The sequence below is a fragment of the Ancylobacter sp. genome, from assembly GCF_965249975.1.
In the GTDB taxonomy this organism is placed as follows: domain Bacteria; phylum Pseudomonadota; class Alphaproteobacteria; order Rhizobiales; family Xanthobacteraceae; genus Ancylobacter.
On the sequence record NZ_CBDFNE010000004.1, the window covers coordinates 691,201 to 707,570 of the forward strand.

The window sequence follows — 16,370 nt, forward strand, 5'->3', positions numbered from 1 at the left end:
TGCCGGGCCTTTTCATGTCGGTCAACTCACTCGGCGACTTCCGCCGGGGCGGTCTCGGCGCCTTCGCCTTCACCCTCCGCATCGGCCCGGCGGTAGCGGCGGCGGCGGGTGCGCGGCGCACGGGCCTCGCCATCCTCCGCTGGGGCTTCCTCGGGCGTCGGCACGGCGGCCGCCTTGGCGGCGCGGCTGCGGCCGGGCGCCTTCGGAGCGGGGACCGCCGGGGCAGCCGCCTCTGCGGGCGCAGGCTCTGCCGCCGGCTGAGAAACGGGCACGGCGGCCGGGATCGGGGCTTCGGTGGCCTTGGCCTCCGTTGCTTCCGCTGGCGCCTCGTTCCGGCGCGGTGCGGCTGGGGTCACCGGGGCGGCGCCGCCGCTCTGGGTGATGAAGGCCGGCAGGCCGATCTCGGCTTCCACATCCGGCCCGAGGCGCGGCTGCGGCTGCTGGGCGGGGTCGCGATAGCCGCCTTCGCCACCCTCGCGGGGCGCGCGGTTGTCGCGGTAGGGGCGGTTGTCGCGCGACCAGCGGCCCTCGCGGCCCTCATTGCGCTCCGGCCGGTCGCCCCGGTCGCGATCCTGCCCGCGCTCGGCGTGGCGTTCCTGGTTCCGGTCCTGGTTCCGATCCTGGCCGCGGTCCTGATTGCGATCCTGGTTCCGGTCCTGATAGCGGTCGGCGCCGCGCTCGCGATTGTCGCGCCGATTGTCGCGGTCACGCGGGAAATCGCGCTGGCCCTCACGCGGGCCGCCTTCGCGGTTCCCATTCTCGCGGTAGCCGTTCTCGCGCGGCGCCTGCGGCTCGCGAACCTGATAGGCCTGCGGCGGCTCCGCGCCGCCCTCGTCCAACTCGTCGTCGAAATCGTCGTCGTCGTTGCGCTGATAGGGCTGGCCCTGCACCCCGAACTGCGCCTGTGCGGCGGCGATGATGCGGTAATAGTGCTCGGCGTGCTGCAGATAATTCTCGGCCGCCACGTGATCGCCGGAGGCCTGTGCGTCGCGGGCGAGCTGCTGGTACTTCTCGACGACGTGCTGGGCCGTGCCGCGCACCTTCACGTCCGGGCCGTTCGACTCATAAACGCGGGTAAGCGGATTCTGGCTGCGCCGATTGCCGTTGTTGCGGCCGCGCGTACGCTTCTGCTGATTGTTATTTCGCATCGAGCTGGTCTCTGGTGCCCCACAAAGCCGGACGGCAGTGCCGTTCGGTGCCACACGGGCGGGTCAATCACACGGTGTCCGCTGTGCCGTTGCTTCGGCTTCAACCATCGTCACGGCACGGCGGCAAATCTCGCCGTCAGCCGGGGAAAAGCTGCCGCAGGCCGGGACCCCAGCGGGGCTCCAGTCATGCCGCAGGTCGACCTCGACCATCGGGCTTCTTCCATGGGAGCGCATCTCGACGATGCATCGTCGCCGGCCATGCCGACAACGCTCCGTCCGAACCGCATTTCTCCGGCCCAGACCCGGCGCGCGCACGGATGCGCTGCGGCCGACCCCATGTTTCATCGCGCAACCGAAGCCACGCCGATAAACTCTTGGAGCGTTCGCCCCTTAATGAAACAGGTCGCATCCAGGCTCTTCGCAAAGCGCTGAACGCCACTGCCAGCGACGAGCACAGCTACCCGAACAAATGAGCGGCCGGCGTTCCAGTCACCAAGAGGCAGTTGATGTCTCAGGACGATTCCTGCGGAAGACACTAATCGGTTCGGTATCGTGTTCCAAGCCCTTTTTTGTGGCGCTTCCACGCGATCAAGCCTTTCGGGCGATCATCGCGCGGGCGATTCCGGCGAGATCGGCGCGTGCCGGGCCCTCGACGCTGAGGCCGGCGGCGGTCAGCAGCCCTGCCACCTGGCGCTCCTGCCCGATGCCCAGTTCCAGCACCGCGTAGCCGCCCGCCACGAGGAGGCCGGGCAGCGCCTCTGCGAGGGCGCGGTAGGCATCAAGCCCCTGCGGCCCGCCATCGAGCGCGAGAAGCGGGTCGTGCGCCCGAACCTCCCGCTGCAGCGCCGGAATATCGGTGCTGGGAATGTATGGCGGATTGGAGACCACGAGATCGAAGCCGCCGGTGAGCGCCTCCCCCCAGTGCCCCACCAGCACCGCCGCGCGCGTGGCAAATCCAAGCGTCGCAAGGTTTGCGCGCGTCTGCCGGGCGGCGCCCGGCGCGAGGTCGACGCCCACGCCGAAAGCGGCGGGATACTCGCTCAGCAGTGCGGCGATCAGGGCGCCGGTGCCCGTGCCGAGATCGAGAAGGCGCAGCGGGGCGGAACGGTCTGGAAACAGCGACAGCGCCGCCTCCACCAGCGTTTCCGTCTCCGGGCGCGGTACCAGCGTTTCAGGGCTGAGGGCGAAGTCGAGGCTCCAGAACTCGCGCCGTCCGGTCAGCCGGGCCAGCGGTTCGCCCCGAGCGCGGCGTTCCGCGAGAGCGCGAAGACGGGTCGCATCCTCTTGCGCGACTTCCTGTTCCCCCCGTGTCACGAGGTCGAGATCGCTGAGGCCGAGGCCGCCACGCAGCAGGGCGCGGGCCTCGCGCTCGGGCGCCTCCATGCCGCATTCGGCGAAGGCTGCGGCAAAGGCGCGCAGAAGGGCCGTGCGCGTGGTCACCGATCGCCCCAGCCGGCGCTTTCGGCTTCCGCCAGCAGAGCGGCCTGATATTCGGTCGTCAGCGCGTCGACGAGTTCGCCCAGCGCGTCGCCGGCGAGGATTTCCGGCAGCTTGTGGAGGGTGAGGCCGATGCGGTGATCGGTGACGCGCCCCTGCGGGAAATTATAGGTGCGGATACGCTCGGAGCGGTCGCCGGAGCCGACCTGCACCTTGCGCTCGCTGGCGCGGGCGCTGTCGCGCTTCTCGCGCTCCGCCTCATAGATCCTCGCCCGCAGCATGCCCATGGCGCGCGCCTTGTTCTTGTGCTGCGAGCGCTCGTCCTGCACCGCGACGACGGTGCCGGTGGGAATGTGGGTGATGCGCACCGCGCTCTCGGTCTTGTTGACGTGCTGGCCGCCGGCACCGGAAGCGCGGAACACATCGATGCGCAGGTCGGATTCGTTGATCTCGATATCGACATCCTCCACTTCCGGCAGCACCGCGACGGTGGCGGCGGAGGTGTGGATGCGCCCGGAGGCCTCGGTGTCCGGCACGCGCTGCACGCGGTGGACGCCCGATTCGAATTTCAGCTTGGCATAGGCGCCGGAGCCGTGCAGGCCGGCGACGATTTCCTTGAAGCCGCCGGCCGTGCCCTCGGTCATCGACAGCACCTCGACCGACCAGCCATTGAGGCCGGCGAAGCGCTCATACATGCGAAAAAGGTCGCCGGCGAACAGCGCGGCCTCGTCGCCGCCGGTGCCGGCGCGCACTTCCAGAATGACGCCGCGCTCGTCCATCGCGTCCTTGGGCAGCAGAGCGAGACGCACCGCGTGGGAGAGGGTCTCGACCTCCTCCTCCAGCGCTTCCGCTTCTTCCTGCGCCATCGCCGCCATCTCGCGGTCGCCCGCCGCCTCAGTGGCGAGGCTGCGCGCCTCGATGAGCTGACGCTCGGCGCGGCGCAGCGCCTTCACGCTCTCGACCAGCGGCGAGAGGTCGGCGAATTCGCGTGAGAGGCGCACATAGGTTTCCGCCTCCGGGCTGGCGGAGAGGGCGTGCTCGATCTCGGCGTGGCGCGCGAGGAGCTGGTCGAGGCGGGCATCGGGCAGGGCGGTCACGCGGCGGCACTCACAGCGGCAGGCCGGCCTTCTCGGCGAAGGCGGCGAGCTGCGGGCGCAGCGACGCTACCTCGCCGCGCGTGCCGAGCAGCGGTTCGACAAAGGCGGAGGCGGCGGGCAGGTCGAGTTCGAGCAGCATCGCCTTGACCGGGCCATAGGAGGCCGGGGAAACAGACAGTTTGCGGTAGCCAATGGCGGCGAGCGCCAGCGCCTCCAGCGGGCGCGAGGCCAATTCGCCGCACAGCGTGACCGGCTTGCCGTATTCCGCCGCCTTGTCGATGATCAGCTTGAGCGCCCGCAATGCCGAGGGGGCGAGCGGGTCGAAGCGATCGGCGACGCGGGCATTGCCGCGATCGGCGGCATAGAGGAACTGCACGAGGTCGTTGGAGCCCACCGAGGCGAAGTCCACCCGGCTGAACAGCTGGTCGAGCTGGAACAGCAGCGCCGGCACTTCCAGCATCACCCCCACCAGCACCCGCTCGGGCAGGCCGTGGCCGTGCCGGCGCAGATGGGTGAGTTCGCGCTCGACGATGTGGTGGGCGCGGTCATATTCCTCCACCGCCGACACCATGGGGAAGATGAGGCGCAGCTCGCGCCCCGTGGCGGCACGCAATAGCGCACGGATCTGGCTGCGGAGCAGGCCGGGCCGGTCGAGGCCGAGGCGGATCGCCCGCCAGCCCAGCGCCGGGTTCTCTTCCTCGATGGCCCGCATATAGGGCAGCACCTTGTCGCCGCCGATGTCGAGGGTGCGGAACACCACGGGCCGTTCTCCCGCCGCGTCCAGCACCGAGCGGTAGAGCTTCAGCTGCTCATTGGTGCGCGGAAAGGCCGAGGCGATCATGAACTGCAGTTCGGTGCGGAACAGGCCGATGCCGGTGGCGCCGGTCTCGGCGATGTGCGGCAGGTCGACCAGCAGGCCGGCATTGAGGTGCAGTTCGATCGGCGTGCCGTCCTTGGTGACGGTCGGCACGTCGCGCAGGGCGGCGTAGCGCTCCAGCCGCTTGGCCCGGAAGCGCACCTTGTCGACGTAGGCGTTCTCGACATCGGCAGGCGGACGGATATGTACCTCGCCCGAGACGCCGTCGACGATCACCGCGTCGCCGGCATCGACCTGCCCGACGACGTTCTCCATATGGCCGACGGCGGCGATGCCGAGCGCCCGCGCCACGATGGTGAGGTGGCTGGTCGCCGCGCCTTCTTCCAGCACCAGGCCGCGAATGCGCGTGCGGTCATAGTCGAGCAGCGCCGCCGGGCTCATATTGCGGGCGACGATGACGGCATTGTCCGGCAGCTTGGTGTGCTCGGAACCCGCCGCCCGGCCGGTGAGCTGGCGCAGCAGCCGATTGGCGAGATCGTCGAGATCGTGCATCCGCTCGCGCAGATAGGGGTCCGTCATGCGCAGCATGCGGGCGCGGGTGTCGGACTGCACGCGCTCCACCGCGCCCTCGGCGGTGAGGCCGGTCATGACCGCTTCACGCATGCGGCCGATCCAGCCGCGGTCATGGGCGAACATGCGGTAGGCTTCGAGGATTTCACGGTGCTCGCCAACGCGGGCGACGCCCTCATCCTCCAGCATGGTGTCGATGGAGGCGCGCAGTGTCTCGACCGCGCCGTCGAGCCGCTTCAATTCGCCGGGCAGGTCGTCGGCGATGACTTTGGTGACCTCGATGCGCGGCTCGTGCAGCACCACATGGCCGAGGCCGATGCCTTCCGACAGGGCGAGGCCTTTGAGGTGCAGCGGCCGGCGGGCCGCCGGTTCGGCGCCGGGCAGCGCCATGGCGGTGAGCTCGCCCGAGGCGATGATCTCGGCCAGCACCATGGCCGTGGTCTGCAGCGCCTCGATCTCCTCCTCGGTGTAGGAGCGGTGGGCACGGTTCTGCACCACCAGCACGCCGAGCGTGTTGCCGGCGCGCAGGATCGGCACGCCAAGGAAGGAGTGGTAGATTTCTTCGCCCGTTTCCGGCCGGTAGGAGAAGGCCGGGTGGGCCTGGGCATTGGAAAGGCTGATCGGCTCGGCCTCGCGGGCCACCGTGCCGACGAGGCCCTCGTCGATCCGCATCACCGTGAGATGCACGGCGGTGCGGTTGAGGCCTTCGGTGGCGTAGAGTTCGAGCGTGCCGTCGACGCGCAGCACATAGACCGAGCACACCTCGGCCACCATGTTGGCCGCGATCAGTACCACGATCTTGTCGAGGCGGTCCTGCGCGCTCACCGGCTCCGCCATGACCTCGCGGAGACGCCTCAAAAGCACGCGCGGGCCGCCGAGCGCGCCACGCATGGGCCGTCCTCGGTTTCCGGGAGCCGCTATCCCGGAGCGTCACTTAAGACGGCGCGACTCGCGCCGCGCCGTTGCCTGACTTCAGGCGTCTAGCCCGTATACCGAATGCAGCGTTCGCACGGCAAGCTCGGTATAGGCGGCGTCGATCAGCACCGAGATCTTGATCTCGGAGGTGGAGATGGCGCGGATGTTGATTCCGCGCTCGGAAAGCGCCTTGAAGGCCCGTGCCGCGACGCCCGCATGGCTGCGCATGCCGATACCGATGATCGAGACCTTCACCACGTCGGTGGCGCCCTCGATGCTCTGGAAGCCGATCTGGTCGCGCACCACGGCAAGGGCCGCCTTGGCGCGCTCAAAGTCGGTGCTCGGCACGGTGAAGGTGATGTCGGTGAAGCCCTCGGCCGAGATGTTCTGGACGATCATGTCGACATTGATGTTCGCGTCCGCGAGCGGCACGAACACATTGGCCGCGATGCCGGGCTGGTCCGGCACATGGCGAATGCTGACCTGGGCTTCGTCCCGGGCGAAGGCGATGCCGGTGACGACTTCACTCTCCACGATTTCCTCCTCGTCGCAAATCAGGGTGCCGGGCGGGTCGCCGGCGGTCTTGAGTTCCGGGGCGTCCGGATCGGTGAAGCTGGAGCGCACGAAGGTGCGCACCTTGTGTACCATGGCGAGCTCGACCGAGCGCACCTGAAGCACCTTGGCGCCGAGCGACGCCATTTCCAGCATTTCCTCGAAGGCCACCTTCTCCAGCCGCCGCGCCTTCGGCACGATGCGCGGATCGGTGGTGTAGACGCCGTCGACGTCCGTGTAGATATCGCAGCGGTCGGCCTTGATGCCGGCGGCGACCGCCACGGCGCTGGTGTCCGAGCCGCCGCGCCCGAGCGTGGTGAGGCGACCGGTCGGCAGGTGGATGCCCTGGAAGCCGGCGATGACCGCGACCTCACCCTGCGCGAAGCGGTTGATGATCTCCTCGCCGTTCACGTCGAGGATGCGGGCGGCGCCATGGGCGTCGTCGGTCGAGATGGGCAGTTGCCAGCCGAGCCAGGAGCGGGCCGGAATGCCCATGTCCTGCAGCACGATGGCCAGCAGGCCGGAGGTCACCTGTTCGCCCGAGGCGACGATGGCGTCATATTCGCGCGCGTCGTGCAGCACGGCGGCCTCGCGGCACCAGGCGACCAGCTCATTGGTCTTGCCGGACATGGCCGAGACGACGACGGCAACCTGATGGCCGGCCTCCACTTCCCGTTTGACGTGCCGCGCAACGATGCGAATGCGCTCAATGTTGGCGACCGAGGTGCCGCCGAACTTCATCACCAGACGTGCCATTGCGGGAAACCGTACCGTGTTCTTCTGTGGGGCCGGGCGGGAGGAGGTGGGCTCCCGGCCCAAAAGGCGCGTATACATATCCACCTCGCGCCGCGCCCGCAACGGCAGCGCGCGAGCTTGGAATCCCTCTCGGCACGGCCGGGCGAAGATGAGGCGCCGATGACCGCAACCGCCACCACCGTCGATCCCCGTGAAGTCGAGCGCTTCGCCGCGCTGGCCGCCGAATGGTGGAATCCGCGCGGCAAGATGCGGGTGCTGCACAAGTTCAATCCCGTCCGGCTCGCCTATTTGCGCGAGACGATCACCGCGCATTTCGGCCGCGATCCGCGCGCCATCCGCCCGCTGGAAGGGCTGCGCCTGCTCGATATCGGCTGCGGTGGCGGGCTGCTGAGCGAGCCGCTGGCGCGCATGGGCGCCGATGTCACCGGCATCGATCCCGCTGAGCGCAATGTCCGCATCGCCGCGCTGCATGCGGAGGAAAGCGGCGTTCCCGTCGATTACCGCGCCACCACGGCCGAGGCGCTCGCCGATGCGGGCGAGCGATTCGACGTGGTGATGGCGATGGAGGTGGTGGAGCATGTCGCCGATGTCGACCTGTTCCTCGCCCGCGCAAGCGAGATGGTAAAGCCGGGCGGGCTCATGGTCGCGGCGACGCTGAACCGCACCAAGCGCGCCTTCGCCCTCGCCATTGTCGGCGCCGAATATGTGCTGGGCTGGCTTCCCAAGGGCACCCATGACTGGCAGCGCTTCGTCACGCCGGAGGAATTGCAGGCGTCGCTAGAAGCGGGCGGCCTGCGGGTGCTCGAGCGCGAGGGCGTTGTGTTCAACCCCCTGGCGGATGAGTGGCGCCGGTCCGGCGATCTTTCCGTCAACTACATGATGCTGGCGGAGCGCCCCGCCGCGTCCTAGGTGACCGACTCATAACTTCGCAGCCATATGCGGATTGAAGCGAGTTGGACTGACGCGAGAAAGTTGTCATCTCGCTTGTCGTAGCGGGTGGCGACGGCCCTGAAATGTTTGAGTTTGTTGAAGAACCGCTCGACGGCGTTGCGTTGGCGGTAGACCCAGGCGCTGAAGGCGAAGGTTTTGACCCTGTTGGGCATGGCGCGGACATTGGCCCATGCTCCGCGCCGGTTCATCTCTTTGCGCAAGGCGTCGCTGTCGTAAGCCCTATCGGCGAGAAGGATGTTTCCCGGCTCGAGCGTGCCCAGCATGTCGGCGGCCGAGCGCCCGTCGTGAGCCTGGCCTTCGGTCAGCTTGAGGCGGATCGGTCGGCCTTCAGCATCGACAAGGGCGTGGATCTTGGTGGTCAGGCCGCCACGCGAGCGACCCATGCAACGGGATCGCCCATCTTTTTTTGGCCGTTGGCGGCATGCTGGTGAACGCGGATCGACGAGGCGTCGATCATCTGGATATCGCCATCGTAAGCGGCTGAGACGGCTTGCAGAATGCGCGCCCAATGGCCCGCCTTGCGCCATCGGTTGAAGCGGTTGACGCACGTCGTATGCGGGCCATAGCGCGCCGGGATATCGGCCCAAGGCGCCCCAGTGCGCAGGCGCCAGAAAATGCCATTCAGAACGCGCCGGTCATCTACCCGCGCGACCCCACGCACCTTCGTCGGCAGAAGCGGCTCGATCACCGACCACTCGAAATCCGTCAGATCAAAGCGGGCCATCTCAACCTCCAAGGCTGAGATAAGTGAATCAGAACACCAGCCCGCAGGGAATCCCGTTTATGGGTATGTGACCTAGACCCGCTTACCGGCAAAGATCGTGTCGCGTCGTCGGAACCGTTCCGACGGCCGGTCGTTTCCGGTGCGATGCCACCGCCGGTAAAATCCCCATGCGCACCTCCACCTCCGCCGTGCTGCTCTCCCCGCTCGCGGCGCTCGCCGCGCTGAACCTGTTCCTCGCCGATGTGCGCGACGGGCTTGGCCCGTTTCTTGGCGTGTTCCTGCAGGAAAAGGGCTGGGGACCGGCGGAGATCGGGCTGGTGATGACGCTGGGCGGCCTTGTCGGCATGGCTGCGACCATGCCGATGGGGGCCCTCGTTGATGCCAGCCGCGCCAAGCGGGCGATCATCGTCATCGGCTCGGCGGCCATCCTCGCGGCGTCGGTGACCATCCTCGCCATTCCCCAATTCGCGGCGGTGGCGGCGGCGCAGGCCGTGAACGGCGTCGCCGCCGCCGCGCTGCTTCCGGCCATTGCCGGCCTCACCCTCGGTCTCGTCGGCCCGGCGGGCTTCGACCGCCAGCTCGGCCGCAACGAGGCGTTCAACCATGCCGGCAACATCCTCGCCGCCGTGCTGGCGGGCGTGCTCGGCTGGTGGTTCGGCCTGCCGGCGGTGTTCGCGCTGCTGGGCGCGATGGCGCTGCTTGGTGCGCTGTCGGCTCTGGCGATCCCGGCGGCCGCCATCGACCACGAGGCGGCGCGCGGCGGCAGCGGCGCGGCGGTGGGGGAGGGGCATGAGAGTGTCGGCAAGCTGTTGCGAGAACCTGCGTTGGTGACGGCGGCCATCACCTTTGGCCTGTTCCATCTCGGCAATGCGGCGATGCTGCCGCTGTTCGGGCAGGCCATGGTGGCGACCGCAGGCGCCGACCCGAGCGGCCTCACGGCCGCGACCGTGGTGGTGGCGCAGGGCACGATGATCCCGATGGCGCTGGTCGCGGCGTGGCTAGGCCAGCGCAGTGGCTATCGGCTGGTGCTGCTGCTCGCCCTGGCGGCGCTGCCGATCCGTGGTGTCATCGCGGCGGCGGCGGTGCATTACGGGGCTGCGTGGGCGTTGATCCCGGTGCAGATGCTGGACGGTGTCGGCGCCGGCCTGCTGGGCGTGGCGACGCCCGGCCTCGTCGCCCGCATCCTCGCGGGATCGGGGCGGTTCAATCTCGGCCTCGGCTTCGCGATGACGGCACAGGGCATCGGCGCCTCGCTCTCGACCCTGCTCGGCGGAGTGGTGGCGCAGCGGCTCGGCTACCCCGCCGCCTTCCTCGCCTTGGGCGGCGTGGCAGTGCTGGCGGCGGGTGCTTATCTGATCGGTGGCTGCCCCGGCGGCACCGCGCCCAGGCGTCCCGTCGCAGGGCCCGGCGCAGCGGCGGCGGCGGCCTGAGCAAAATCCGCGTTTGATCCGGCGCAACGCCCTTCCGTTGCCGTTTCGCCACACTACATGAGGACGGACGGATTGCCGCAACGGGGTCCGTTACGGCGGCCGGGATACGGGCGCCGTCGTCCCGAGTGACCGTTCGTGCCGTCAGGGCGAACGGGGGGCCAGGAGGCAACGCGAAATGAATTTCGAAATTTACACCGAGCGCGCGCGCGGATTCGTCCAGTCCGCCCAGTCGCTTGCCCTGCGTGAGGGCAACCAGCAATTCACCCCCGAGCACCTGCTGAAGGTTCTGCTCGACGATCCGGAAGGTCTCTGCGCCGGGCTGATTACCCGCAGCGGCGGCGATCCGCGCATCGTGCTGGCCCACACCGAGGCGGCGCTGAAGAAGCTGCCCAAAGTGCAGGGCTCAGGCGCGGGCCAAGTCTATCTCGCGCCCGCCATGGCGCGAGTGTTCGAGGCAGCCGAGCAGGCGGCGAAGAAGGCCGGCGACGGCTATGTCACCGTCGAGCGCCTGCTCCTCGCGCTGGCACTGGAAAAGGACAGCGAGGCGGGCAAGATTCTCGCCAAGGCTGGCGCCACGCCGCAGAAGATCAACACTGCCATTGAGGCGCTGCGCAAGGGCCGCACCGCCGACAGCGCCACGGCGGAGAACGCCTATGACGCGCTGAAGAAGTATGCCCGCGACCTGACCGAGGCGGCGCGCGAGGGCAAGCTTGACCCGGTGATCGGCCGCGACGAGGAAATCCGCCGCACCATTCAGGTTCTCTCCCGCCGCACCAAGAACAACCCGGTGCTGATCGGCGAGCCCGGCGTCGGCAAGACCGCCATCGTCGAAGGCCTCGCCCTGCGCATCGTCGATGGCGACGTGCCGGAGAGCCTGAAGGACAAGCAGCTGCTTGCGCTCGACATGGGCTCGCTCATCGCCGGCGCGAAGTATCGCGGCGAGTTCGAGGAGCGGCTGAAGAGTGTGCTCTCCGAGGTCGAGGCGGCCGAGGGCGGCATCATCCTGTTCATCGACGAGATGCACACGCTGGTCGGCGCCGGCAAGACCGACGGCGCCATGGATGCGTCGAACCTGCTCAAGCCCGCGCTGGCGCGCGGCGAGCTGCACTGCGTTGGCGCCACCACGCTCGACGAGTACCGCAAGCATGTGGAGAAGGATGCGGCGCTGGCCCGTCGCTTCCAGCCCGTCTTCGTCTCCGAGCCGACGGTGGAGGACACGGTGTCCATCCTGCGCGGCATCAAGGAGAAGTACGAGCTGCACCATGGCGTGCGCATTACCGATTCCGCGCTGGTGGCGGCGGCGACGCTGTCCAATCGCTACATCACCGACCGTTTCCTGCCCGACAAGGCGATCGATCTTGTCGACGAGGCGGCGTCGCGCCTGCGCATGCAGGTCGATTCCAAGCCCGAGGAACTCGACAATATCGACCGCGAAATCGTGCGCCTGCGCATCGAGCAGGAGGCGCTGAAGAAGGAGAGCGACGCCGCTTCCAAGGACCGGCTGAAGAAGCTGGAGAAGGAGCTCGCCAATCTGGAGGAGCAGTCGGCGTCCATCACCTCGCGCTGGAAGGCGGAGAAGGAGAAGCTCGGCGACGCGCAGAAGATCAAGAGCGAGCTGGAAAAGGCCCGCGCCGATCTCGCTATCGCCCAGCGCTCGGGCGAGTACCAGAAGGCGGGCGAGCTCGCCTATGGCACCATTCCGGCGCTGGAGAAGAAGCTCGCCGCCATTGAGGCGAAGGACGCGGCCGGCGAGGTGCAGGCCGGCACGATGATGGAAGAGGCGGTCACGCCCGATCACATCGCCGGCGTCGTCTCGCGCTGGACCGGCGTTCCCGTCGACAAGATGCTGGAAGGTGAGAAGGAGAAGCTGCTGCGCATGGAGGACATGCTCTCCAAGCGCGTGGTCGGCCAGAAGGAGGCGGTGGAAGCCGTCTCGACCGCGGTCCGTCGCGCGCGGGCGGGGCTTCAGGACCCGCACCGGCCGATCGGCTCCTTCATCTTCCTCGGCCCCACCGGCGTCGGCAAGACCGAGCTGACCAAGGCGCTGGCGTCGTTCCTGTTCGACGACGACACGGCGATGGTGCGCCTCGACATGTCGGAATACATGGAGAAGCACTCGGTTGCCCGCCTCATCGGCGCGCCTCCCGGCTATGTCGGCTATGAGGAGGGCGGCGCGCTCACCGAGGCGGTGCGGCGCCGGCCCTATCAGGTTGTGCTGTTCGACGAGATCGAGAAGGCGCATCCGGACGTGTTCAACGTGCTCCTGCAGGTGCTCGATGACGGGCGGCTGACGGATGGGCAGGGCCGCACGGTCGACTTCCGCAACACGCTGATCATCATGACCTCGAATCTCGGGGCCGAATATCTGGTGAACCAGCCTGACGGGCAGGACAGCGAGGCGGTGCGCGAGGAAGTGATGGCGGTGGTGCGTGCGCATTTCCGCCCGGAATTCCTCAACCGTGTCGACGAGATCGTCCTGTTCCACCGGCTCCGCCGCGAGCAGATGGGCGCCATCGTCGATATCCAGGCCAAGCGGCTGGAGAAGCTGCTGGAGGAGCGCAAGATCGCGCTGGAGATCACCCCCGAGGCGCGGGACTTCCTCGCCGATAAGGGCTACGACCCGGCCTATGGCGCGCGCCCGCTCAAGCGCGTCATGCAGAAGCTGCTGCAGGATCCGCTGGCCGGCCGCATCCTTGCCGGCACGGTGAAGGATGGCGATGTCGTCCGGGTCGAGCGCGGGGCGAACGAACTTCTGTTCGACACTCGCCCGCGCAATGTGGACGAAGCGGCCTGACCAGGCCCGCAGCGTTTACCATAAGGTCGTGATATCGAAGGGCCCTCTCGCGGGGGCCCTTCTTTCATGCGCGGAGGTTCGCGATGCCGATACCGATGGAACTGCAGCACGCATCCGACGATTTCGAGCGTTTCCTCGCCGATGCCCGCGATTTCTCGGGGCTTGCCACCCGCAACCAGACCTACACCATGGTTGAAGGCGTGCTGCTGACCTTCCGCCGCCGGCTGGAGGTGCAGCAGGCGCTCGATTTCGCCGATGTCCTGCCGCCGCTCCTGCGCGCGATGTTCGTCTCGCGTTGGGATGTCGCGGAGCCGGTGCGGCCCTTCGCCGACCGGGCGACGCTCACACGCGAGGTGCAGGCTCTGCGGCAGCACCATAATTTCGCACCCGACAGCTGCCTGTCCGATGTCGCCCGGGCGCTGCGCCGTCATGTCGACAGAGAAGCGTTCGACCGGGTAGTGGCCACGTTGCCGGAGGGCGCGGCGGATTATTGGCAGGCGTAAGGCGAGGTGAGCCGGCCAAGCTAGGCCGGCCAAGCAAAAGGGCGCCGTCGGGCGCCCTTTTTTATAAGATTGCAGCGGGAGGACGGGGGCTCACCCCCGTCCCAGCAGCGCGTCGAGCTCGGGGCGGAAAGCGCCGGAGATTTCCGGGTTGTCGAGCGCGTAGGCGACATTGGCCATGAGGAAGCCGAGCTTCGAGCCGCAATCATAGATCGCGCCGTCGAAGGTGACGCTGTAGAAATCCTGCGTCTGTGCCAGTTTCAGCATGGAATCGGTGAGCTGGATCTCGTTGCCGGCGCCGCGCTCCTGGGTGGCGAGCAGGTCGAAGATTTCCGGCTGCAGGATGTAACGGCCGGAAATGGCGAGGTTGGAGGGAGCGACCTCCTTCTTCGGCTTCTCCACCATCCGGGCGATCTTGTGCACGCCGTCGGCCATCTCCTCGCCGAGGCCGACAATGCCGTATTGGTCCGTCTGCTCCGGCGGCACCTCATAGACCGCGATGTGGTTGCCGCCGCCGGTGCGCTTGTAGGCTTCGGCCATTTGGCCGAGGCAACCCTTGCCGTTGGACGGTTTGTGCAGCATGTCCGGCAACAGCAGGGCGAATGGCTCGTTGCCGATGATGTCGCGGGCACACCACACCGCGTGACCGAGGCCGAGCGGGAGCTGCTGGCGGGTGAAGCTGGTGGCGCCGGGACCCATGGTCTCCTCGCGCAGCAATTCCAGCATCTTCAGCTTGCCGCGCTCCTGCAGCGTGTCTTCCAGCTCGTACTGCCGGTCGAAATGGTCCTCGATCACGCCCTTGTTGCGGCCGGTGACGAAGACGATGTGCTCGATGCCGGCTGCGCGCGCCTCGTCCACCACATGCTGCACGACGGGCCGGTCCACCACCGTGAGCATTTCTTTCGGCACCGCCTTGGTGGCGGGCAGAAAGCGCGTGCCGAGGCCGGCGACGGGGAGGATCGCTTTGCGAATAGGTTTTACCATCGGGGGAATATGCCGCTCTTGATGACGCAGGTTCAGGCAGACGGGCGAACTCGTAGCGCAACGAACTTAACGCTTCGCTCCTGTCAATGCACCGGCGGGTTAACGCGGAGGTGGCGGAATAGGTTCCGCAGTGGTCACTTCCGCGAAAGAGCCGGGATGCCGCAACGGAAAGTGACGCGGCGTTAACATCACCGAAACCATGCGGCTGGCCTAATCATCGCCGGTTTCCGCGTTAGGGTAGCGTCATGGTTCATCGCACGGCCTCCGACCGGGGGTATGCCGGCCGCGCGGCTGGCGTCGCCATCGTCTGTTTCGGCCTCGCCGGCTGCGCCGGCGGCGACGACATTACCGGCGCGCTGTCCGCGCCGCCGGCCGCCTATGCCAGTGCGGCGCCCGCCCGCCCGGCGCCCTCGCGCCCGCAGGTGCAGGCGGAGGCGGCTCCCGCCGCGCCGGCCGCCACCGCCAGCCATCCCGACATGACCCCGGCCGCGCTAGCGCGCGACGAGGCGAATTTCAGCCGCTGCATCGCCGCGCTGGAACCGAAGGCGCGCGCCGCCGGCGTCTCCGCCGCCGGGTTCCGCCGCTATACGGCGGGGCTGAAGCCCGACATGGGCATCATGGAGAAGCTGCAGACCCAGCCCGAATTCAGCCGCACCGCTGGCGACTATGTCGACATGCTGGTCTCCGAGACCCGCATCCGCAAAGGCCGCGAGGCGATGGCGCAGAATGCGGCGGTGTTCGCCGAGGTTGAGCGCCGCTATGGCGTCGACCGCTATGTCGTCGCCGCCATCTGGGGCATCGAGACCAATTACGGCAGCGCGCGTGGCTCCTACCCCGTGCTTCAGGCCACCGGTACGCTCGCCTGCGTTGGCCGGCGTAAGGCTTATTTCCGCGACGAATTTGTCGCCGCCCTTCGCATCGTCGATCGCGGCGACATCCCGGAGAGCCATTTGCGCGGCTCCTGGGCCGGCGCGTTCGGCCTCACCCAGTTCATGCCGACCGCCTTCCAGCGCGATGCGGTGGACTTCGACGGCGACGGGCACCGCAACGTGGTCGACTCCGTCGCCGACGCCATGGGCTCTACCGCCAACAAGCTGAAGCGTGGTGGCTGGCAGGCGGGCCGCAGCTGGGGCTATGAGGTCGTGCTGCCGCGCCGCTTCGATTATCTGCTGGCCGACAAGAACATCCGCAAGCCGATGCGGGAATGGGCGGCGCTCGGCATTCACCGCCCAGACGGGCGGGCGATGCCGCCGGGCGATGAGATGGCCTATCTGCTGCTGCCCGCGGGGGCCAAGGGCCCGGCCTTCCTGATGACCGACAATTTCAAGGCGATCCTCAGCTACAACCCGGCGGATGCCTATGCGCTCGCCATCGGCCATCTCGCGGACCGGCTGCGCGGCGGTGGGCCCTTCGTCCAGCCGTGGCCGGAGCAGCGCGCGCTCTCGCGCAATGAGCGTTCGGAGCTGCAGCAGCGCCTCGCCTCGCGCGGCTACAATGTCGGCACGCCGGACGGTGCGATCGGCGCGCAGACGCGGGCGGCGGTGCGCGAGTATCAGGTCGCGGTCGGCCTGCCGCCGGACGGAATGCCCAGCGGCGAGGTGCTCGATAGCCTGCGCGGCGGCTCCTGATACCGGAACCGGGCCGGAGGGTCTTGAATCAGCCGCGATAATGGGCCACCCGTTCTGGGTGTCACCA

At 68.2% G+C, this 16,370-nt stretch carries 11 protein-coding genes and 1 pseudogene; 5 read left to right on the forward strand and 7 right to left on the reverse strand.

Annotation, left to right across the window (positions count from 1 at the left end):
- Positions 1–26: 26 nt before the first annotated feature.
- The 5 genes from ACP2AH_RS07830 to ACP2AH_RS07850 form a co-directional block, all read right to left on the reverse strand.
- The gene (locus ACP2AH_RS07830) at positions 27–1,148 is read right to left on the reverse strand and encodes a DUF4167 domain-containing protein (protein WP_425105276.1); all 1,122 of its coding nucleotides are present in this window, start codon (positions 1,146–1,148) and stop codon (positions 27–29) included.
- A gap of 588 nt (positions 1,149–1,736) precedes the next feature.
- Positions 1,737–2,588, reverse strand: coding sequence for a peptide chain release factor N(5)-glutamine methyltransferase (gene prmC / locus ACP2AH_RS07835; protein WP_425105277.1), 852 nt, complete (start codon positions 2,586–2,588; stop codon positions 1,737–1,739).
- On the reverse strand, positions 2,585–3,682 hold the full coding sequence (gene prfA, locus ACP2AH_RS07840) for a peptide chain release factor 1 (protein WP_425105278.1): 1,098 nt from the start codon (positions 3,680–3,682) through the stop codon (positions 2,585–2,587). The genes prmC and prfA overlap by 4 nt, the downstream gene beginning before the upstream one ends.
- A 10-nt stretch (positions 3,683–3,692) precedes the next feature.
- A complete protein-coding gene (gene ptsP, locus ACP2AH_RS07845) occupies positions 3,693–5,960 on the reverse strand; it encodes a phosphoenolpyruvate--protein phosphotransferase (protein ID WP_425105279.1) in 2,268 nt (755 codons plus the stop codon).
- Between the two features lie 81 nt (positions 5,961–6,041).
- A complete protein-coding gene (locus ACP2AH_RS07850; RefSeq protein ID WP_244375178.1) occupies positions 6,042–7,292 on the reverse strand; it encodes an aspartate kinase in 1,251 nt (416 codons plus the stop codon).
- A 159-nt stretch (positions 7,293–7,451) separates the two neighbouring features.
- On the opposite strand from ACP2AH_RS07850, the gene ubiG reads away from it, so the two are divergent.
- Positions 7,452–8,201, forward strand: a complete 750-nt coding sequence (ubiG, locus tag ACP2AH_RS07855) for a bifunctional 2-polyprenyl-6-hydroxyphenol methylase/3-demethylubiquinol 3-O-methyltransferase UbiG (RefSeq protein WP_425105280.1) — start codon at positions 7,452–7,454, stop codon at positions 8,199–8,201.
- Positions 8,202–8,278: 77 nt separating this feature from the next.
- Here ubiG and ACP2AH_RS07860 read toward each other — a convergent pair.
- Positions 8,279–8,967 (reverse strand): annotated as a pseudogene (locus ACP2AH_RS07860) (IS5 family transposase); the annotation flags it as partial.
- Between the two features lie 167 nt (positions 8,968–9,134).
- Between ACP2AH_RS07860 and ACP2AH_RS07865 the strand changes: the two are divergent.
- The 3 genes from ACP2AH_RS07865 to ACP2AH_RS07875 all read left to right on the forward strand — a co-directional run bounded on the left by ACP2AH_RS07865 (position 9,135) and on the right by ACP2AH_RS07875 (position 13,694).
- Positions 9,135–10,397, forward strand: a complete 1,263-nt coding sequence (locus ACP2AH_RS07865) for an MFS transporter (RefSeq protein ID WP_425105281.1) — start codon at positions 9,135–9,137, stop codon at positions 10,395–10,397.
- Between the two features lie 175 nt (positions 10,398–10,572).
- Entirely contained in the window at positions 10,573–13,191 is a 2,619-nt protein-coding gene (gene clpB / locus ACP2AH_RS07870) for an ATP-dependent chaperone ClpB (RefSeq protein ID WP_425105282.1), read from the forward strand.
- 83 nt (positions 13,192–13,274) lie between these two features.
- Complete coding sequence (locus ACP2AH_RS07875) at positions 13,275–13,694, forward strand: DUF2267 domain-containing protein (RefSeq protein ID WP_425105283.1); 420 nt, start codon at positions 13,275–13,277, stop codon at positions 13,692–13,694.
- Positions 13,695–13,784: 90 nt separating this feature from the next.
- Here the strand turns inward: ACP2AH_RS07875 and ACP2AH_RS07880 are convergent, their stop codons facing one another.
- Positions 13,785–14,675 (reverse strand): UTP--glucose-1-phosphate uridylyltransferase, encoded by an 891-nt coding sequence (locus ACP2AH_RS07880; RefSeq protein WP_425105284.1) that lies wholly within the window; start codon positions 14,673–14,675, stop codon positions 13,785–13,787.
- Between the two features lie 245 nt (positions 14,676–14,920).
- Here ACP2AH_RS07880 and ACP2AH_RS07885 point away from each other — a divergent pair, with 245 nt between their 5' ends.
- A complete protein-coding gene (locus ACP2AH_RS07885; protein WP_425105285.1) occupies positions 14,921–16,303 on the forward strand; it encodes a lytic murein transglycosylase in 1,383 nt (460 codons plus the stop codon).
- The last annotated feature ends 67 nt before the right edge of the window (positions 16,304–16,370 follow it).

Bases quoted from the DNA above. Each gene is read 5' to 3' on its own strand.
- ptsP (WP_425105279.1), bottom strand. From the start codon at position 5,960: ATGCGTGGCGCGCTCGGCGGCCCGCGCGTGCTTTTGAGGCGTCTCCGC.
- ACP2AH_RS07875 (WP_425105283.1), top strand. From the start codon at position 13,275: ATGCCGATACCGATGGAACTGCAGCACGCATCCGACGATTTCGAGCGT.
- ACP2AH_RS07865 (WP_425105281.1), top strand. From the start codon at position 9,135: ATGCGCACCTCCACCTCCGCCGTGCTGCTCTCCCCGCTCGCGGCGCTC.
- ACP2AH_RS07885 (WP_425105285.1), top strand. From the start codon at position 14,921: ATGGTTCATCGCACGGCCTCCGACCGGGGGTATGCCGGCCGCGCGGCT.
- ubiG (WP_425105280.1), top strand. From the start codon at position 7,452: ATGACCGCAACCGCCACCACCGTCGATCCCCGTGAAGTCGAGCGCTTC.
- ACP2AH_RS07830 (WP_425105276.1), bottom strand. From the start codon at position 1,148: ATGCGAAATAACAATCAGCAGAAGCGTACGCGCGGCCGCAACAACGGC.
- clpB (WP_425105282.1), top strand. From the start codon at position 10,573: ATGAATTTCGAAATTTACACCGAGCGCGCGCGCGGATTCGTCCAGTCC.
- ACP2AH_RS07880 (WP_425105284.1), bottom strand. From the start codon at position 14,675: ATGGTAAAACCTATTCGCAAAGCGATCCTCCCCGTCGCCGGCCTCGGC.
- ACP2AH_RS07850 (WP_244375178.1), bottom strand. From the start codon at position 7,292: ATGGCACGTCTGGTGATGAAGTTCGGCGGCACCTCGGTCGCCAACATT.